The organism is Pontibacter ruber (assembly GCF_023630205.1).
Classification (GTDB): Bacteria; Bacteroidota; Bacteroidia; order Cytophagales; family Hymenobacteraceae; genus Pontibacter; species Pontibacter ruber.
In genome coordinates, this window is sequence record NZ_JALPRR010000002.1 from 367,975 (window position 1) to 388,031 (window position 20,057).

The window sequence follows — 20,057 nt, forward strand, 5'->3', positions numbered from 1 at the left end:
TCTTTACAGGGAATGCACCACAGGTTCTTTGCAGTGACGCGTCACAATTAAGCATATCAGGTTATGTCTCTCTACCTTGTTGGAAACACTATCTCTTAATTACATCCGGGAAATCGTTTGGTAAACAGTTCGCAGGCTCCCGAATCATACGTTGAAATTAAAGGTTCAACATACATGCTGCTGACCAGCAGTAATGGAAAAGTAAAGTGTTACGGATAACATTTCGCGATTTTAAAAGCGGGTAACTTACGCATAGCAGTACGCCAGAACCTGTGTGGTAAGAGGTGCTTTGGTAAGTCACGTTTCCATTGAATCAATGCCTACTACGCACCCCAAACCGTGCCGTTGCATTTAAATTAAAAAAAGCAGATATTTTATACTTGCCAGACACTGCTTTGCCGGTTTGAAGAGTATAATAGTAACACCCGGCTAAGGGGGAATTTGACTTGAACTATGGTGCATCGGCTGTGAAGCCTCTGAACGCTTTCTGGGTGGTTGGCAAAAAGGCTGAAGGAGTCGTAGCAGGCTTTAGTTTAGGATAGACCTGATGGGTATGCCTTAGCAAGTATAAAATGGAGAAGCCTTGCTATACTTGTTGCTATGCCTCCTTAAAGCGCGTAAGGCATGACTGCAAACAAGTGCAACGTAAATGGTGGGTGTTGCAACTGCACCTTTAGTATCTGCCTAAGGGTTTATTCTGAGGGCATCAGGAGCCATTCCATGGCTTCAGCCGTGCTGGGGAAGTTTCTGAACTCCAGAGGCAACTCCACAGCTTTCCGGATCGCATCATACGTTGCTTCTACCTTGAGCTCCCGAAGCGTATCTGATGTTGCTATTCGTGCAACTTTTTTGATATGAGTTGGCATAAGCCCCACCGTTAGTTGTGCAATCACGTTTTTGTACTCTGCCTCGTTCATTTCGATAATATTCCGGCTGAAATCAAGCAGCAGCCTTTTGATATCGTGTTCTCTTGTACAGGCAACCGTAGACATAAAGGCCTTCCTGATCTCTGAAACGCCAAATTTGCTTTGGTTTTGAGGCGCCACAAGAAGTATATCCTGTTGAGTAGTAAATTCAAGCTTAATTAGCTCGTCTTCATAGAGTATCTCGGTAACATTATTCATTCTGCTGCAAGTGTCTTGTTAATAAAATACAATTCTGGTACATACGTAAAAAGAAACGTAACAGGTACTGAGTTACAATCTTATCGGTGCTCATGGGGCATAAAAAAAGCCTCTCAGTTAGACTGAAAGGCTTTTGAGTCATATACAAAAATTGTGTTGCCGCTTTTTATAAGTGGAATGAATTTATTTTTTTGGTTTTCTGCTGTCGTTGTAAGTATAAATTAGGCGCTTTGTTTAGCTTTTGGCTTAAAAGCCTTGCGTATAAGCGACACGATCTTTTCAATGATACCTCCAAGGATCAATCCGCCAATTGCGCAGGATACAGCTTTTGCCAGCCAGGCAAGGGCAGGTACGTCGGCCAAGGCATGTTCTAAATTGTGCAGCGCATGGCTTGTGAAAGGTATACCGTGTGCAATAATTTCAGCACCAACCCACAACATGGCTGCTGTGCCCACATAGCTCAGTATTTTCAGAAAATGAGGCATAAACCGTACAATGCCCGTTCCGATGCTACGCACCGTGCCATGGTTCTTTTCTTTGGCCATGTGCAGCCCGATATCATCCGCCTTCACTATCAGGCCTACAAACCCGTAAACGGCAATGGTAATAACTATAGCAACGGCCAGCATCACAGCGATCTGAGTTGCAAGCGGCTTGTCTGCCACAGTGGAGTACGTTATAGCAACGATCTCTGCAGAAAGGATCATATCGGTGCGCACGGCGCTCTGTATCCTCGTCTTTTCCAGCTCTTCAGGCGTGATCACATTCAGCTCCTCTTCCTTGCCGGTATCATGGTGCTTGCTGAACATGGAGTGCACTTTTTCATACCCTTCGAAGCACAGAAAGGCACCGCCTAACATGAGGATAGGAGTGATGGCCCAAGGTGCAAAAATGCCCAGGAGCAGTGCTGCCGGGCTAAGCAGGAGTACCTTATTGATAAGTGATTTTTTAGCGATATGGTAGATGATGGAAAGCTCGCGTGAGGGATCAAGGCCCACTACATACTTAGGCGTAACGGCAGTGTCGTCTATGACAATGCCGGATACTTTACCTGTCGTTTTTGATACCTGAGCCGGAACATCATCCAGGCTTGCCGCACTCACTTTCACAAGGGCCGATACGTCATCTAAAAGAGCAAGAAGTCCTGAAGCCATTAATAGTTAATTATTTTAAAATACATCGTGTAATTAGTCGCATGCTACAGGGCATCTGCTGCTGACTGTAACATATTATCGTAAATATAAGGTTTTCCTTATAGTAAATAAGGCTCCGCCTGTGCAAATTGAATTTGAATGCTTGTACGTAGGGGACTTAATTATCTGGAAAAAAAATTTTGAACTTACCTGTTAGCATTTTCTTTCTGCGTGCGAATGTATACGGGCATCTTTTCTCAGGGCTAAACGGGAAGTTTTTTAAATGTGAAATGCTTTATCAACTTAAGTATCTGCAATTTTTGATAATTAAATACTTAGCGAGCTGTACTTGCAACAGTTTGAGCATGAAATGATGCATTAAATATATGGATTTGTATATTTAATGTATATTCTTGCAAGCTATGTTGAAACGGCTTTTAATTTCTATCTCCCTCGTACTGTTTTTGATTGGTTTATGCCAGGCTCAAGGTAAACTTGAGAAATCAATTCTAAGAAGCCCTTATACTTATATCTACCAGCTTACAAAAGACGAAGCTCACTCCATACATAAGTCAGGGCCAAAGGTGGTTGATCAAACGTATTTTCATACCCTGATTGATTCCTTTGCCATACGTACCCGTTATAACAGGCATTTACCGCAGGGACATTACCTGTACATGCACAGCAGCGGTCCTGATCTTGTTTACAACCTCAACTCAGTCACTTCCTTTTCTTTGAAACTGCTGCAGGTAAGGCCTGCACTTGCCGTGCTGGTACATGATAGCCTTGGAAATACTATATCGAATGCTGAGGTACGGGTTAATAGTAAGAAAGCAAAGTTTGATCTTGCTACGCAAACTTACCAACTGAGAAATACGCCTAAAAAAGCAATACTTGCTGTCAGCGTAAACGGGCACACTCATTTTGAGCAGCTTATGGAAGATGACAGTCACCATACCTATTACAGGAGAAGTATCCTCGGTAAGCTAATTTATACTAGGCCTGTTTACTACCTGTGGCGCCCCTTTTATGATTTCTATAAATCTGTCAGATGGCTTCATCCGCAGGGATGGGTGCGGAGCGTATTTTCTTTGTTCGATGAGGATTACCGCCGTTCGGAAAATACAAACCAATATACAGGCTTTTTCATAACCAATAAGCCTAAGTACCAGCCCGGAGACACAGTAAAGTATAAAGCATTTATAGTTGACAAGAAGGGCAGGCCAGTTAAAGGAAACGCGATCTTATACTTGAATAAGTATGGGGCGAAGGCCAGAGATCTGGGTACAATACAGCCTTACAAACAAGGTGCATACGAAGGTTATTTTATCCTGCACGATAGCCTTAAACTACAGCTGGATCAGCAATACAATCTGGTTTTAAGTAAACCGGGAAAGAAAAAAGAAACATACATCACCCAGAACTTCAGGTACGAAGATTACGAGCTAAAGGAGAATAGCTACAAACTGGCACTCAACCACAAGGAACACCAGTCTGGCCAAAGCAATAGCATTACAGTACGGGGAACAGATGCAAATGGAATGAACCTCCTGGATGCCCGTGTGGAAATTGTAGTGCGAACCAACCGGATTGGCAAAAGCGAACTGCCCCTGGTGTTTATAACTGACACGCTCTGGGTACATCAGCAGCCTTTGGATGCCGCCGGCGAAACCAGCATTACAATTCCGGAAAGTATATTCCCAGAGGCAAGTATATATTACTCGGTAACAGCTACTTTCCTGAATTCCAGTAACGAACGGTTTGTAGACACCAAAGAGGCTCGCTACCATTATACCCTAGGCCGTATCAGTTTTAGCTTGCTCCAGGATAGTGTGCTCGTGCAGTACCTAGAAGGGAACCAGCCAAAACCCAAGGAAGCAGTACTTACTGCCTATAATGCCGACTATGATGCCCTGACAGTAAGTAAAGTAACTTTGCCGATCCTCGTTCCGCTTAATGCGTATGCAGCAGGGTACAAAGTCGAGTCTGGCAAAATTAGTGAAGACCTGGACCTGACGGAGAAAGAAGCCCTGCTAACGCTGCAAACCTCCAGGTCAGACGATTCCCTGATTGTAGCCATTCAGAACCCAAGACGGTTGCCTTACTGGTACTATGTTTATCGGGGCGAAAAGCTTGTTGCACGCGGCAAAGGAAACAATGCTGATGAATTGACCCGGTACCAGGCAACAGGCGACAAGCCATACTTTGTTAACGTTCACTACATGTGGGCAGGCGAAATGCACAAGCTGCAGGATGACGCTCCTTTGCAGAAATATTTGCTTTCAATTGACCTCCAATCGCCAATGGTGGTGTACCCGGGGCAGCAAGCAAACCTGAAAGTTAAAGTAAAAGATTTTGCTGGTAAGCCCGTGCCTGATGTAGACCTGACGGCTTACGCCCTTACCTCAAAATTCAAACACCAGAATGTGCCGGGCCTGCCTAACTGGAACAAGTATAAAAAGCAGAAGCCTACGCGTGAGCTGGCCATCAAAGATGATTTTAACAGTGGCAGTAAGCTGATGGACTGGGCATACTGGAGCCGCCGTATGGGCCTGGATAGCATAGCATATTATCACTTCCTGTACCCAAAGAAAGGCTTTTTTACAGATTACTCCGGCACGATGGATAGTATCACACAGGTTTCTCCATTTGTGGTAGATTCGGGAAGGGTGGTGCCGGTGCACGTGGTTTACCTGGATAATGTTCCGGTTTATTTTTCTCAAACGGACGTATTGCCAGCCTATGCCTTCGCTGCTGATAGCGGTTATCACAACATCAAGCTCAGAACAGCAGACAAACTCATCACCCTGGACAGCGTCTATCTCAAGCACAAGTATAAACTGGTACTGAGTGCCGATATAACCGGCGCACAAAACCCGATTGCAAAAGCTGCAGAAAAATACAGGTTATCCGACCAGGAGCGCAGCAACCTTTACAGGTACCTTTTTTATGTAGAGCACAAACCACGCGACTATTCGGCTTACCTGAAACAAGGTAATAGAGTGTCGTTATTAGCGGAGAAATTTACTGACCACCCGGTCTATCATCCGGAAGGCGCCCTGCTGGTAGGGCCTTACAGCCCCAATTGGATGCAGTACGTACGGCTGAACAGGTTTACCACCAACTTTATGATGGAGCCTGCCTACACCTACTACTTTGGGCCCAGTCTCCTGAAGATGCGGCAGATGGAAGTGCTTAAATATATAGCAACGCTGCCTTTGTGGGATAAGCGGGAGAGAAAACCTGAACTGATAAAAATGGAGGCGATGACTGAAAGAAAAGTGCAGGAAAGTTGGGAGGAGGCACAAAACGAACGCCTGTTAAGCAAACTTTATACCTCTAATACCAGCCATAGAAGCAGTACCGGCACAGGCAGGATAGGTTGGAGTCTTCAGCCATCTCCGGAGCAGAAAATAAAGCTGGTGTTGCTGCATAAAACCGGAAAACCAGATTCACTGCTGATTTACCCGAGAGAGAGTACCATCTTATTCAATCTGAAACCAGCAACCTACACCCTTACCTTATCTTTTGAAAGCGGGCTCTTTGCGTCGGCTGATGTAAAAGTTAAGCCATTCGGGCAAACACAGGTATACTTCGACTCAGTTGCTGTGAAGCAGGCATCCGGGCAAAGTAAGCACCTGCTTCAGTTGATCGAAGACAGGATTCAGTCACTCAAAAAAGGAGAAACTGCCACTGCTGTAGAGCAGCAGCAGTTTCTGCAACTGACACAGCAAACCACTTATAGCTACAACACTGGTTATGAGCAGTACAGTCACGAAGTATCCGGGGTGGTAGTAGATAAGAATACCGGTGAGTCACTGCCTGGCGTAGCAGTAATACTGAAAGGTACCACCACAGGGGCAGCCACCGATGCTAATGGTCGTTACAAGCTGCATGTGCCTGCAAATGGGGTATTGGTATACCGGTTTATCGGGTATGTTTCTGAAGAAGTAGCCGTAAATGGCCGTGAAAGTATAGATGTTGCGTTGGAAGCAGACGCCAGACAATTGCAGGAAGTTGTGGTAGTTGGCTACGGTATGGAAAGACGAAGTAAAGCTGTCTCATTTTCTGTGTCTAATGCCTTAGCAGGACAAGTGGCAGGTGTGCAGATCAGAGGAGCAGCAAGTATAAAAGCTGAAGATGCAAAGCCACTTATTATTGTAGATGGTGTGCCATATAATGGCTCTCAGGCAGATCTGAAGAATATAACCTCAACTAAAACCTTAAAAGGCGATGAAGCTACTGCTTTATATGGCAGCTTAGGTGCAGCGGGGGTTATCATTATCACAACTAAGAATGGCGGAGCGTTAGGTACTGAATCACCGGAGAACGTGCACTCCATCCGAAACAATTTCTCCGATTATGCTTTCTGGCAGCCCCGCCTAACTACGAATAAACAGGGCGAAGCATCTTTTAACGTAACCTTCCCGGATGATATCACCAGCTGGAACGCGTACGTGCTGGGTATGAACAACAGGAAGTACAGCGGCTCTCATGCATCAAGTATCAAATCATTTAAGGCAATGATGGCTACCTTGCACTTGCCCCGTTTTATGGTGGAAGGCGATAAGGCTCATGTGGTAGGCAAAGCGCTCAACTACCTGCCTGATTCTGCTCAGGTAACTACTTATTTCGAAGTGAATGGGGAAAGGCGGAATGCCCGGCAACGGTTACTTCAAAAAAGCTTTACCGATACGCTGCACATTACTGCACCTGGCTTAGCGCCTGACTCTGTTGAAGTACTTTATACTTTACAAAAAGAAGGTAGCGTTGCAGATGGAGAAAAGCGATTCGTGAGTATCTATCCGAAGGGTGTAGCCGAAACAACAGGTAACTTTTTATCGCTTCATGCTGATACTACTTTCTCCCTCAGTTTTGATTTGGCCAAAGGTCCCGTTACCATGCGCACGCAAGGCGATCTGTTAGAAGTAATGCTTGATGAAATAGACTACCTGCACAAGTATGAATACTGGTGCAGCGAGCAGGCCGCTTCCAAGCTAAAAGGATTGCTGCTGGAGAAACGCATCAGACAGTATCTGAGCCAGCCGTTTGAGCATGACCACATGACCCAAAAATTGATAAAGCACCTGGAGAAGTCGCAGCAAAAGAATGGCGCATGGGCATGGTGGCAGGAAGGCCCGGCTTATGCCTGGATCACGAACCAAGTTTCCGAAGCGCTTGTACTGGCTAAAAAAGAAGGGTATACTGTAAAAGTAGAAGAGCAGAAGTTAAAAGATTACCTTGTTTATACTTTGGAAAGCGAGCTTTATACAGATAAACTTACGGCTCTGGAAACACTCCATCAACTGAAGGCTGAAGTGGATTACAGCCGGTACGTGCAGGAATTGGCAAAGAAAAGAAAGCTAACACTGGAAGATCAGCTGCGCCTTAGCCGAATGCGCCAGAGTTTAGGAATACCGGTGCAACTGGATACACTACAGAAGTATAAAAAACAAACCATGTTGGGCGGTTTGTACTGGGGGCAGGAGAAGTACAGCTTATTCAATAATAACATCACCAATACCCTGCTGGCTTATCAAATACTGAGTGCTGCCGGCAATAAAGAAAAGGAACTGGCTCAGATCAGAGCATACCTGGTAAATGAACGTAGAGCCGGCCACTGGCGCAATACGTATGAGTCTGCCAGAATATTGGAAACCTTGCTGCCTGATCTGCTGCAGCCTGAAAATGGGAGTCGAAAAGGAGCGATCAGCAACATACGCTTTTCAGGCGCAGTTAATTTTGAGTCTAAATCAAATGTAACCGATACAACTTTTACTGCCACTAAACCGCTGGTGGTAAAGAAAGAAGGAAAGCTACCTTTATTTTTCACAGCCTACCAAACCACCTGGAACAGTGCACCGGAACCAATCAACAAAGATTTTACAATAACCACCTCGTTGAAAGGACTAAAAGGAGATGCTGTTTTGCAGGCTGGTACCCCCGTAGAAATGTTGGTGGAAGTAGAAGTAAAAGCTGATGCCGATTACGTGATGATAGAAGTTCCGATCCCTGCCAGCTGCTCTTACGACTCTAAAACAGGTAAAGGTCCGTTTGAAGTCCACCGAGAATACTTTCGGAACAAAGTAAGTATCTTCTGTGACAGGCTCCCTAAAGGAAAGTATACCTATTCCATCAAGTTGCTGCCGCGATACACAGGTAGTTATACGCTTAACCCTGCAAAGGCGGAGCTTATGTATTTTCCAACCTTCTTTGGCCGGAATAAGATCAAGAAAGTAGTAGTTAAATAAGTTTACTCTGTAAATCTACCACAGGTGAAATTTATAACTAAAAAGCCGCTCCATCTTAGGACGGCTTTTTAGTTAATCAAAGGAATGGCTTATCCAGCTTTAACTACAGGAGTTCGTCTGCCTAAAAAGAATACCTGAAAACAGCTGTGGAGTAATCTCCTAACAGGCAGTTAACAGGCAGGTATTTCCTAAGTCAATCCTCTTTTGCAGGTCAGGTTCAGGAAGAATTTTATAGAGTAAAAGACGCTAATCTCCGGGTTCGTACCTGGAAAAAGCCTGTTGGTGTATCTCTTTTCTGAAGGTAAAGCACCTTGTATAAGTTTGGTCATCACTTAAAGATGAAGCCAGATGAACACAAACCTACTCAAAACACTGGGAGCTGCTATACTCAGCCTGAGCGCATTCACATCCTTCGCTCAAACAAATCAGGGCCACGTAGCCGGCACGGTGCAGGACAGCCTGAAACAACAGGCTGTTCCGTTTGCTACCATCGTTCTGAAAAAGTATGCAGACGCCGCTTTTGTGCAGGCTACCGTAACCGACGAAAAAGGAAACTTTAAGTTTGAAGCCTTGCCGCAGGGCTTATACTTTGTAACCGCCGATTTCCTGGGATATAAGAAAAAGCAGGTAGATTCTGTGCAGGTCGAAGCTGCAGGCAAGTTGCCTGCTTTGCATATTGCACTGGCAGAAGACACACCCCTGCTGAAAGAAGTAACCGTAGTTGGCCACAAACCTTTTATTGAGCAGCAGGCAGATAAACTGGTGCTGAACGTAGCCGAAAGCCCCATTGCAGCCGGAGGCACTACTGATGAAGTGATCTCCAGGGCGCCCGGTGTGGTAGAACAGAACGGAGGCTACCAGATCCGGGGAAAACAGGCACTGGTGTTGATCGATGGCAAAACGACGAACCTGAAAGGTGCCGACCTGAAAACCTTTTTAAGCTCCATGCCCACCAACGGCATAGCGAAAGTGGAAGTGATCGCAAACCCTTCGGCAAAGTATGACGCGGATGGTGGTGCTGTCATCAACATCGTAACCACAAAAAGCAAAAACTTTGGTGCCAACGGCACCCTCACGCTCGGAGCCGGAGCCGGACAGAAAGCCCGCTACAACACTGGCCTGAGCCTGAACCACCGCACCCAGAAACTAAACGTGTACGGAAGCTACGACTATCAGCACAGCCAGCCCTACACCACCCTATATTCCAATCGCTTTCTGAACCAGGAAAGCCGGATACAGGAGCAAAGCCATGAACTGCGCACCATCAACACGCAGTCTTTCAAAGCCGGCCTGGACTATGACCTGAGCGCCAAAACATCTTTTGGTATTCTTATGAAAGGTATCGTTACGAACCGCAACCGAAAGGGGGATAACACTTCTGTTCTAACGAATGCAAATGGAGCTGCCGGATCTTCTTCTATAGTTGCCACAGATGGAAAGTCGGAAGTGGTGAGCCCAAGTATAAATCTGTTCTATAAAACGGTGTTGGATCCTGCAGGCACCGAGCTGCGAATAGGAGCCGACTACTTCCAGTACAACAAATCCTGGCAGAACCAATTTGTTACCCATTACTTCAATGCAGCAGGAGAGGAGAATCTGGAAGCCTCTTACCTGAGAGACAATTCTCCGGCAGATAATACCATCAAAACAGCCACCATCGACCTGGTACGCCCTGTAAAAAATGGCACATTGGAAGCAGGTGTAAAAAGCACTTTTACCAAAACCGATAACGATATTCTTTGGGAGGGCCGTACTGCCGGAAGCAACTGGAACACAGATCTGGGAAAAACAAACCATTTCATTTACCAGGAGAACATCCATGCTGCCTATGCTGTCTACCGCACGAGGTTCGGTAAATTTGATCTGCAGGCAGGTTTGCGTGCAGAACAGACAAATACCACAGGCACTTCGGTAACCTTGGACCAGACCGACAAGGATAGCTATTTCAACCTGTTCCCGACTGTATCGGTGCAGCATAGTGTAACAGAGAAGCAGCAGGTGGGCTTCGCGTACCGCAAAAAGATCGACCGCTTCCGTTTTGATATTGTGAATCCCTTTGTTACCTACATCAGCCAGTATGCCTACGCACAGGGTAACCCGCATGTAAAGCCTTCTATCTCGCACAATTTTGAGGCGTCTTATACTTTCGACAACCAGTTGTTTGCAGCATTGAATTACGCCTACCACACCAATGTACTGACCGAAGTTGTACGTCTGTTGCCGGGCAGCCAGGCTGTTGTAAACTCCTATGATAATTTCAAAAGTGCCGATGAATGGAGTGGTACCCTAACACACGTGAAAAGCCTTTTCGCAGATAAGTGGAGCACCACCAACACCGTAGGTTTTATGTATGCCAACGTGCATGCCGGCCAAGGAGCTCAGTTTAACAAAGGCAGGATGGCCGCCATGCTCATGAGCAACAACATTTTCCAGTTAAGAAATGGTTTTAGAGGAGAGATCTTGGGTTCTTATTCGTCTCCGATGACCTTTGGTGCTTATGCTTTCAAAGCCAGATACAGTGCCAGCCTGGGCCTGAGCAAAAGTGTGCTGAAAAAAGCAGGTACCCTTACCCTGAATGTGACGGATGTGTTTAACACCAGCACCAACCGCTATGAAGCGAATTCTTTCGGTGTGATGTCCGTGAATGAAACGAAAGCAGAGAGCCAGTTTGTGCGCCTTAATTTCACCTACAAGTTCGGCAACAAGAACGTGAAAGCCAGCAAGAATCGCAGAGCCGGCAACGAGGAGGAGAAGAAAAGAATGGAAGGGAATGCGCAGTAATCGCTAAGGCACAAATTTCCCGACACAGTCTAAACTATACTTCATAACTGCTTCATTCCTTGTACGATGAGATCTGGTATACATCAAACCAAGCACACAGCTCCTGTTGCAGTAAAAAGCCACTCCTGGTTGCTTAGAAATCTTAAATCAGGTTTTTGTTTTTCAGGATTTGAGAGTATGTTTAGGGAAGAGCAAGTGGGGAAAACCGGGCTGCTCTTTCCTCTCAGGCAACAAGCAGAAATGGCACTAGTGCAGTTCATCAAAAAACATCGCGTAGTATTTTCGCACGTAGGAGTGTGGCTCGGATTTCTGACCCTGTGGGCACTTACAATCGTCCACGATGGCACCAAACCGGAGAACATCTTTAAGATGCTGGTTACCTTTATGCCGGCAGCTTATACTTTTTACGGGAGCAATTTTATTTTCTTCCGTTTCCTCCCCAAGCGAAAAGTAGCCACTTTTGTTATCGCCGAGATACTGTTCTTTATCTCCTGCTTTGTAGTTATATCACTTGAGATTTTTGTGCTGCAACCTATAGCGTATGGCACTGAAATAGGAATCCCAACTACTGTTACTCCATGGGTAGAAATTCTGATGAATGAGGCCTTATGGATGTACCTGATCCTTTCGACACTATCCTTAGGTTATTATCACTTGCGTCAATCATTGAAGCGGGCGCGGGAACTGAAGATATCGCAGAAGCTGAAACTGGAGGCAGAAAAAGGGAAGTTGGAGGCGGAGTATGCTTTTCTTCGGGCACAGATCAATCCCCATTTCCTGCACAACACCCTCAATTTCTTTTACGCCAAATCGCTTGGGCATTCAGAAGAGCTCTCCGACGGTATCCTTACCCTTTGTAACATCATGCGCTACTCACTCGAAAGCGACGAAGACGAGAACGGGACCGTACTGCTGATGAAGGAAGTAGAACACCTCTGGAACGTGATCAAAATAAACCAGCTCCGGTTCAGCAACCGCCTGCAGATCGATTTCCAGATCCGGGGGGAACTGGAGGGAGTCCGGATCATTCCGCTGGTGCTGATCACGCTGGTGGAGAATGCCTTTAAGCACGGCGAGCTTTCGAATAAAGAATACCCGATTCGGTTTGTGCTGGAGGTAAACGAAGAGGATTTCACGTTTTCCGCTTTCAACAAAAAGCGTAAGGGACCAAAAGAGACGTCGCATGGCATAGGGCTGGACAATACCAGAAAGCGCCTGGCTGCTGCCTACCCCGAAAAACATACCTTAACGGTACAGGACGAGGAAGACTTTTACACCATCTCGCTCAGTATAAAGTTAGCCCAAAGCAAGTATAAGTATACGCCCAAAAGTATAGAAGCCGCTCAGCCTTTTTAACCCTTAACAAACACGCATGACCATTAACTGCCTGATCGTAGACGATGAGGAGCACGCGCTGGAAGTGATAAAGCATCACCTGAAGCAGGTTCCTTACATCAACCTGGTGGCGGCCACCACAAATCCACTGGAGGCTTTGCAAATTCTGAATAGTCAGCCCATACAACTGGTTTTCCTGGATATACAAATGCCGGAACTGTCGGGACTGGATGTGGTGCGGGCCATCAACGGCAAAAGCAAAGTAATACTTACCACAGCTTACAGCGAGTTTGCTGCCGAAGGCTTTGACCTGGAAGTGATAGATTATTTACTAAAACCGATTTCACTTCCCCGTTTCCTGAGGGCGGTACAGCGGGCAACGCAGGCACTGCAACCAACTCCATTACCTGTACAGCCAGAAGAGGCGCCGGAGCAGGATTACATTTTTGTGAAAACGGAACAGAAAGGGAAAATGCTCAAGATCAACATCCAGGACATTGATTTTGTGGAAGGGATGAAGAACTATGTATGCATTCACCACGCGGGCCAACGGACGCTGGCACTTCTGAACATGAAAGACCTGGAGAGCAGGTTGCCTGCAAAACAATTCATGCGGGTGCACAAATCGTTTATCATAGCGGTGAATAAGATCACATTCATCGAGGGCAACCAGATCTTCTTAAAGAACATCAAAGCCGACATCACGCTGGGGGAGACGTACCGTACAGCTTTTCACGAGATGATGCGAAAGAAGCTCATGCAATAGTGATAGGTATGTGCAGCCTATCTACCCGATCAAAACTACTGCAAGTACAAACCGATAGTGTCCGCAACGCAAAAAGCCTCCAGTTATAACTGAAGGCTTTTCGAATAAAGGGTTCTGTTATCTAATCATACTTCAGGTTTGTGCCTGGTTTACTGCACGATGATTTCCCCTTTCATGACAGGGTGTAAGCTGCAGTAGTATTTTGCGCTCCTGCTGATAGCCATGCGGCAGCTATCGCCGGAAGCCAGGTCGGGTGACTTCCACGACTTACCAGTGATTTCTGTGGCATTATGCGTTACCAGGTCTTTGTTAATAAAAACAAGGGTGTCTCCTTTACCCACCGTTAATGTAGCCGGGTTAAATTTCATCTGGCGGATCTCGATGACGTGTACCCTGGGCTGCACCCTAGCTACAGGCGTGAAGGCAATGCCGAGCAGCAGCTGACCCAGGAACAACAGATGGATTATGCTTGTCATTTGGTGGTAAGTTGCTTCTGTAGCATTTGTGCATGTTCCAGGTGCGCATTAAGGGCCGGAACTATATTTTGCAGCAGGTTTCTCAGTTCCTCGTTCTCTGACTCGGGTATCAGCAGGTCTTCCACCGCCGAGATCACCGCTTTGTGGTAGGCCACTTCGTTATCTACATACGCTTTATCAAACGTACTTCCCGATAAACTGCGTAGCTTTTTGCTTGTCTTTTCAGCGTCTGTCTGCAGTTGCTTGCCCACGGCATTCTCCTGCGGTGTTACACCCAATTTCTGCACCAGGTCGGTAGCCTGTTTCATGACAGCCTGGTGATCGTTGATCATGGTTTGAGCAAACTGCAGCACGTCTTCATTCTTTGATTTTTTCAGGGCCAGTTGCGCCTGATCGATGTCGATCTGGTTGGCAATAACAGCTACCGAGGCCACTTCGGCATCCGAGAGTTTGGGATTATCCTGCGCTGCGGCAGGGGCAACCAGCAAGGTGAAGTATAAAAGCATACCCAATGCCCCTGATATTGATGATCGGAAAGTTTTCATAGTGCTTCGATTTTGGTTTATACTTATTAGAGAAAGATGCAGGCGGGGAGTTACAAAATAGGCTGAATTTATTTGCTGATGGAAGTACTAACTGCGCCGATACTATTGCAAATACTATATTTTAGTCGCAGCTCTAAACAATTTAGCACACTGGCTGTAATGTGAGCAACAACCGAAACCACCCTGCTCCATGAGATCTATACTTCTCTTCTTTTTTCTGCTCCCAACCCTCGTCTTTGCCCAGACAGGCATCATTACCGGTACGGTTCGGGATCGAAATACCCAGGAACCCTTGATTGGCGTATCGGTGCAGCTGGCAGGTACGCAGCTGGGTACGGTGAGCAACGAGCAGGGAGCGTTCAGGATAGAAAGTATACCAGTGGGCAGCTATACCGTGCAGAGTACTTATATTGGGTATCAGTCGCAAACAAGGTATAATGTGAACGTAACGGCGGGTAATGTGCAGATACTGAATTTTGAAATGGTGCCCGCTGCCAGCGAGCTGCAACAGGTAGAGGTGGTAGCCAACCGCAGGCAAAGTGCCGCCGTAGCCGACCTGATAACCCCGCTCTCGGTGCAGAGCCTTACGACAGAGGAGATCCGCAGCAACCCGGGTGGCAATTTCGATATTTCAAAAGTAGTGCAGGTGCTGCCGGGCGTAGCTACAAACGGAACCAGCGGAGGTCGAAACGACCTGATCATACGCGGAGGTGCCCCGAGCGAAAACGTGTACTACCTCGATGGCATTGAGATCCCGCTCATCAACCACTTCACCACGCAGGGCAGTGCCGGCGGAGCCACAGGTATACTTAATGTATCATTTATCGAAGACCTGAAGCTTAGCTCCTCGGCTTTTGATGCGCGTTACGACAATGCCCTGGCCTCGGTGTTTGAATTTAAGCAGCGCTACGGCAACCCCGAGCGTTTTTCGGGCAACGTGCGCCTGAGTGGCTCGGAGTTTGCCACCACCCTGGAAGGACCTGTTGGTACAAAAACAACATATCTTGTGTCGGCGCGCAGGTCATACCTGCAGTTCCTGTTCAAGCTGCTCGATCTGCCCATCCGGCCGAATTACTGGGATTTTCAGTACAAAGTAGAGCATAAGCTGAATGATAAAACCTCTGTTTCCTTCCTCGGAGTAGGCGCCATTGATGAGTTCTCGTTTGGCGTGCCGCGCGAAAGCACACCGGAAAATGAGTACATCCTGCGCTCGGTGCCTTACATCAACCAGTGGAACTACACGACTGGGGTGGCCCTGAAAAGGCTGGTGAACGACGGCTATGTGAACCTGGCGCTGAGCCGAAACGAATTCGACAATTCGCTGGTCAAGTATGAAGCGGCCGAAGAAGGGGAGAACCAAGCGCTTACGCTGAACACCAGCTCCCGCGAAACAGAAAACAAGCTGCGGCTGGACGTGAACAAGTATAAAAACGGTTGGCGTTATGCCTATGGTGTGTCGGGACAGTACGTGCAGTTTAGGAATGATATCTTCAGCGTGATCCGCAAAGAGCTGCGCGACGAGCAGAACAACCTGGTGCAGCCGGGCGTGACACTGGATTACGACACTAACCTGGACTTCTCTCGCTACGGGGCATTCGGGCAGGTGTCCAGGTCGGTGCTGGATAACAAACTGGGCTTGTCGCTGGGTATACGCACCGATATGAATTCCTTTACCGAGGAAGGCAACAACCCGCTGAAAACGCTGTCGCCGCGTCTGGCCATCTCCTACCTGCTCCACGATAAATGGACGGTAAATGCCTCCTCTGGTATTTACTACAAACTGCCCACTTATACGGTGCTGGGTTACCAGGAAGAGGGCAGGTATAAGAACAAACAGGCCGAATACATCAGATCGACCCATTACGTACTGGGCACCGAATTTCTACCGCGTCCGGACCTACGCTTTACCGTGGAAGGTTTCTACAAAGACTACAGCAACTACCCGGTATCGATCAGGGATGGTATTTCGCTGGCAAACCAGGGCGGAGACTTTGGCGCTATCGGCAACGAGGCGGTAGTAACAAACGGAAAGGGCAGGGCCTACGGGGCTGAGTTTTACCTTCAGAAAAAGCTGACAGGCACGGTGTTCTCGGTGCTGTCTTATACTTATGTGGTAAGTGAGTTTGCCGGACTGGATGGTCGTTACGTTTCCAGCGCCTGGGATTACCGCCATTTGGTGTCGGGCTTGCTGGGCAAAAAGCTGCCGCGCAACTGGGAACTTGGGGCCAAGTATAGGTATGCCGGCGGAGCTCCTGCCACGCCATTCGACCTGGAGGCTTCCCGCAGAAACTACGCTTCGCTGGGGGTAGGCGTGCTGGACTACAGCAGACTCAACTCCGAACGATTGCAACCCTTCAGCCAGTTGGACGTGCGTATCGACAAGAAGTGGAACTTCAACCGCATTACCTTAGACCTGTTCCTGGATATTGCCAACGTGCTGAGCAGCAATACCCCGGGCTTCGACCGCTATACGTTCCAGCGCAACGAAGAGAACACCGGTTTTGCTACCACCGACGGTAACCCGCTGCGCACTGACGGCAGCAATGCTATCCCGGTTATACTTGAAAACAACGACGGCAACCTGGTGCCAACCATCGGGTTTATAGTTGAATTCTAATCGTTTGCGTAAAGTATAAACCTGAAACGCACCTATACTATGAAAAATGTAAAAGCACTGGCCATAGGGAATGCCCTGTTTTTCCTGGTGCACCTGGTGCCCTCGCAGCTTACGCAACTAAAACTTTTTAATGACCAGACCATTGGCGATGTGTCGGCTAAGTACCCAACGCTGTTCACGCCGGCAGGCATCACTTTCTCGATCTGGGGTATCATTTACCTGGCGCTGACAGCTTTCTGTGTCTATCATTTAATAAAAGCCTACAAGGAACCCGCCGGGCACGAGGCAAACGAAGACCTGCAGCGGTTAGGCTACTTATTTATACTTAACAACCTGGCCACCGGACTCTGGACAATTGCCTGGGTAAACGAGTGGCTGGTAGTCTCAGTGGTGCTTATACTTATACAACTGGTAACGCTGCTGGCGATGCACCTGCGGTTGGACATTTTTGATGCGGGCCGGTCTGCTGCCTCACGGTGGTTTACGCAGGTGCCGCTTAGTTTATACTTCGGCTGGATCATCATTGCCACGGTGGCCAACATCAGCGCTGCCTTAGTGGGTCTGGGATGGGATGGCTTTGGAATAAGCGAAGGGCTCTGGACTGTCCTCATGATCGTGGCTGCTACGCTGATTGTAGTGTTCGTAGTTTTTGTCCTAACAAACCCTTTTGTTGGTTTGGTAGGCATGTGGGCACTTTACGGCATTGTACTGAAGCACCGTGCGCTTGACCTTGAAGAAAGTTCGCAGATCATAACTTCAGCATGGATCGGTTTTGCAGTGGTGGCCTTGGTAGTTGCGGTGGTCTTTTACAGAAATGCAAACAGGCTTAAAAGTATGCAGCAACAGGCTAACGTTTAAGTGCTAACGTGCTACTATAGAAAGGATAGCTTATGAGCTCGTATAATTTTATGTTCTCGCATTAAATTGATAATAAATTCCTTAGAATTCGTTTCGATTTGCCAGATCAATCTTAGCTGTCTGCGCATGTACCTTGTACACAATAAGACCAAACCAAGTGAAGAACCATCAGTCTTGGCTAGGTGAGATCCCGTAAATTAGCTTTCTATCTGGTGTGGTCTGTACCAGTTTTCCAAACAAGTCATACATATCAACTTTTGGCTCGGCAGCCCTTGGCAATTCAAATATAACTTTAGTGGAGGAGTTAAAGGAGCTAGGATAAGTCTCCCTGATTATAATCCTTTAAGAGAGATCAGATTCAGTGTTAGTCGGGCTGTTCTCTTCCGAACCTGCTGCCAACGTAGCCATCTATTCCAGCGCACTGCCAACAGTCGTGACACTATCTGAAAGAGGCACAGCGAGTAAGTTTCTGTAGGCTGCCAGGATCTCTTTCATCATCCCATTTAAAAGTAGGTGAGGCATCCTGGGCTGCTTTATATTGCAGGTTTCAATCATTATACCAGGTGATCGTATCGGGTGAATTGAAGATAGCTACAGCCGTTTGGTTGGCCAGGTTGGAGTAGTATGTGAGCAGCTGCAGTTCCTTAGGATGGGTATAAAGAAGGAAGCGAGTGTGAGTAGCAGCCGAGCAAAAATTTTTGCTACTTTATTGTTACTCTGAAAAATAAAAAAACGTTTTTAGGGTTTGCAATGTAGATGAAAGAAATGAGTTATCGAACTTTAGCCTAAGTATCTAAAGCATCTGATAGCCCCTGATAGCTGCCTGAAGGATGCCATGGTGCTGTTTTTTTATTTCCTCAATACTACTACCGTTAAAGCTGATTCTTATGTTGCGAGCTTTGAAGCTTGTGTATTTATCTCTATTTTGAAGTATAAGTTTATACAGGTCTATTTAAAAACTGAAGGAAAAGAGAGCTATGGAACAGCAAAAATGGAAATACACTGCTTTGGCCTTACTGGTAGTGGTGGCCTTGCAGTTGTTTAGTCAACAGCGAAACATAACGGCAGGGAGCGCATCCGCAACTTCAGGAACAAATGTAAATGCTATAAAACCGACATTCAGTTCACCACCTGTGCCGCCTGCACTTAGTTTTGCTGGCGAACCGGTGCCGCTACACGTCCAGGATGTGGCAGAGCGTCTGGACCGCGAACTGCTGGTCAATTCCTACCTCCATGCAACCACGCTGCTGGGCTTAAAACGAATGCAGCGTTACGTGCCTGAGATAAAAAGTATACTACAGGAAAACCAGGTACCTGAAGACTTTATTTACCTGGCGCTGGCTGAGAGCTTGTTTGGCCATGTTACCTCGCCGGCGGGGGCTGCAGGCTTTTGGCAGCTGATGCCCGATACAGCCAGGGGCTATGGTTTGCTTGTGAACGGAGAAGTGGACGAGCGCTTTCATGTGCGCAAAGCCACACTCGCTGCCATAAAATACCTGAAGAGAGCCAAAGAACGCTTCGGCTCCTGGACCAATGCCGCAGCTTCCTACAACAGAGGTATGGCAGGCTTAGCCCAGGCACTGGAGCGGCAGGGGGTAAACTCCTATTATGACCTCTACCTCAACGACGAGACCTCGAGGTACATGTTCCGCATACTGGCTTTGAAAGAAGTGTTAGGTAACCCCCAAAAGTATGGTTTTGAATTGCCTGTGGAGCAGGGATACCATCCGATGCATTCCCGTATGGTTAAGGTTTCCTCTACACTTTCTGATCTGCCTGCCTTTGCTCTGGAGCAAGGTACAAATTACAAAACCTTACGATTGTATAACCCATGGATAAAGGGCTATAAGCTTGTTGTGCCGCAAGGCAAGGAGTTTGAGCTAATGTTGCCTCAGTAAAAATATCCTGTAAAAATACAGGTCATTTCATAGTTATAGGGAGCTACTACTTTTATACTTCATTGCAAAACGGGATTACCCAAAGGGCAATCCTGGTAACGTATGACCGCTATTTTCAAGCTGAAGCCGCTACCTTAGCCTGTGCCGATGTGGCCATGGCCTTAAACCGGGAGGCGCAGCACAAGCTTGGCCTGCACCTGCGCATCATGGGGATGTCGGCCACCCTGAATATGCCCCAACCCTAAAGTATGGGATAGGCTGCTGTGAGCAATC

Annotated in this window: 12 protein-coding genes; 8 read left to right on the plus strand and 4 right to left on the minus strand. The window is 47.1% G+C overall.

Annotated features, from left to right (window positions below; all coding sequences use genetic code 11):
• Positions 1–692 precede the first annotated feature (692 nt).
• Together MJ611_RS08345 and MJ611_RS08350 are read right to left on the minus strand one after the other, a co-directional pair.
• Positions 693–1,124, minus strand: a complete 432-nt coding sequence (locus MJ611_RS08345) for a hypothetical protein (protein WP_250429217.1) — start codon at positions 1,122–1,124, stop codon at positions 693–695.
• 221 nt (positions 1,125–1,345) lie between these two features.
• The gene (locus MJ611_RS08350; protein ID WP_250429218.1) at positions 1,346–2,278 is read right to left on the minus strand and encodes a DUF808 domain-containing protein; all 933 of its coding nucleotides are present in this window, start codon (positions 2,276–2,278) and stop codon (positions 1,346–1,348) included.
• Between the two features lie 914 nt (positions 2,279–3,192).
• Here MJ611_RS08350 and MJ611_RS08355 point away from each other — a divergent pair.
• The 4 genes from MJ611_RS08355 to MJ611_RS08370 all read left to right on the plus strand — a co-directional run bounded on the left by MJ611_RS08355 (position 3,193) and on the right by MJ611_RS08370 (position 13,390).
• Positions 3,193–8,508: a carboxypeptidase-like regulatory domain-containing protein gene (locus MJ611_RS08355; protein ID WP_250429219.1), complete on the plus strand. Its 5,316-nt coding sequence runs from the start codon at positions 3,193–3,195 to the stop codon at positions 8,506–8,508.
• A 348-nt stretch (positions 8,509–8,856) separates the two neighbouring features.
• Positions 8,857–11,289 (plus strand): TonB-dependent receptor family protein, encoded by a 2,433-nt coding sequence (locus MJ611_RS08360; protein WP_250429220.1) that lies wholly within the window; start codon positions 8,857–8,859, stop codon positions 11,287–11,289.
• A 240-nt stretch (positions 11,290–11,529) separates the two neighbouring features.
• Entirely contained in the window at positions 11,530–12,645 is a 1,116-nt protein-coding gene (locus MJ611_RS08365) for a sensor histidine kinase (protein WP_250429221.1), read from the plus strand.
• 16 nt (positions 12,646–12,661) lie between these two features.
• Positions 12,662–13,390, plus strand: a complete 729-nt coding sequence (locus MJ611_RS08370; RefSeq protein ID WP_250429222.1) for a LytR/AlgR family response regulator transcription factor — start codon at positions 12,662–12,664, stop codon at positions 13,388–13,390.
• Between the two features lie 149 nt (positions 13,391–13,539).
• Here the strand turns inward: MJ611_RS08370 and MJ611_RS08375 are convergent, their stop codons facing one another.
• Together MJ611_RS08375 and MJ611_RS08380 are read right to left on the minus strand one after the other, a co-directional pair.
• Positions 13,540–13,866, minus strand: a complete 327-nt coding sequence (locus MJ611_RS08375) for a plastocyanin/azurin family copper-binding protein (RefSeq protein WP_250429223.1) — start codon at positions 13,864–13,866, stop codon at positions 13,540–13,542.
• On the minus strand, positions 13,863–14,411 hold the full coding sequence (locus MJ611_RS08380) for a DUF4142 domain-containing protein (protein WP_250429224.1): 549 nt from the start codon (positions 14,409–14,411) through the stop codon (positions 13,863–13,865). Before MJ611_RS08380 ends, MJ611_RS08375 begins: the two co-directional genes overlap by 4 nt.
• A gap of 190 nt (positions 14,412–14,601) precedes the next feature.
• Between MJ611_RS08380 and MJ611_RS08385 the strand changes: the two genes are divergently transcribed.
• The 4 genes from MJ611_RS08385 to MJ611_RS08400 all read left to right on the plus strand — a co-directional run bounded on the left by MJ611_RS08385 (position 14,602) and on the right by MJ611_RS08400 (position 20,029).
• Complete coding sequence (locus tag MJ611_RS08385) at positions 14,602–17,028, plus strand: TonB-dependent receptor (protein WP_250429225.1); 2,427 nt, start codon at positions 14,602–14,604, stop codon at positions 17,026–17,028.
• Positions 17,029–17,067: 39 nt separating this feature from the next.
• Complete coding sequence (locus MJ611_RS08390; RefSeq protein ID WP_250429226.1) at positions 17,068–17,886, plus strand: hypothetical protein; 819 nt, start codon at positions 17,068–17,070, stop codon at positions 17,884–17,886.
• A gap of 977 nt (positions 17,887–18,863) precedes the next feature.
• A complete protein-coding gene (locus MJ611_RS08395; RefSeq protein ID WP_250429227.1) occupies positions 18,864–19,784 on the plus strand; it encodes a lytic transglycosylase domain-containing protein in 921 nt (306 codons plus the stop codon).
• 62 nt (positions 19,785–19,846) lie between these two features.
• Positions 19,847–20,029, plus strand: a complete 183-nt coding sequence (locus MJ611_RS08400; protein ID WP_250429228.1) for a hypothetical protein — start codon at positions 19,847–19,849, stop codon at positions 20,027–20,029.
• Positions 20,030–20,057: the final 28 nt, after the last annotated feature.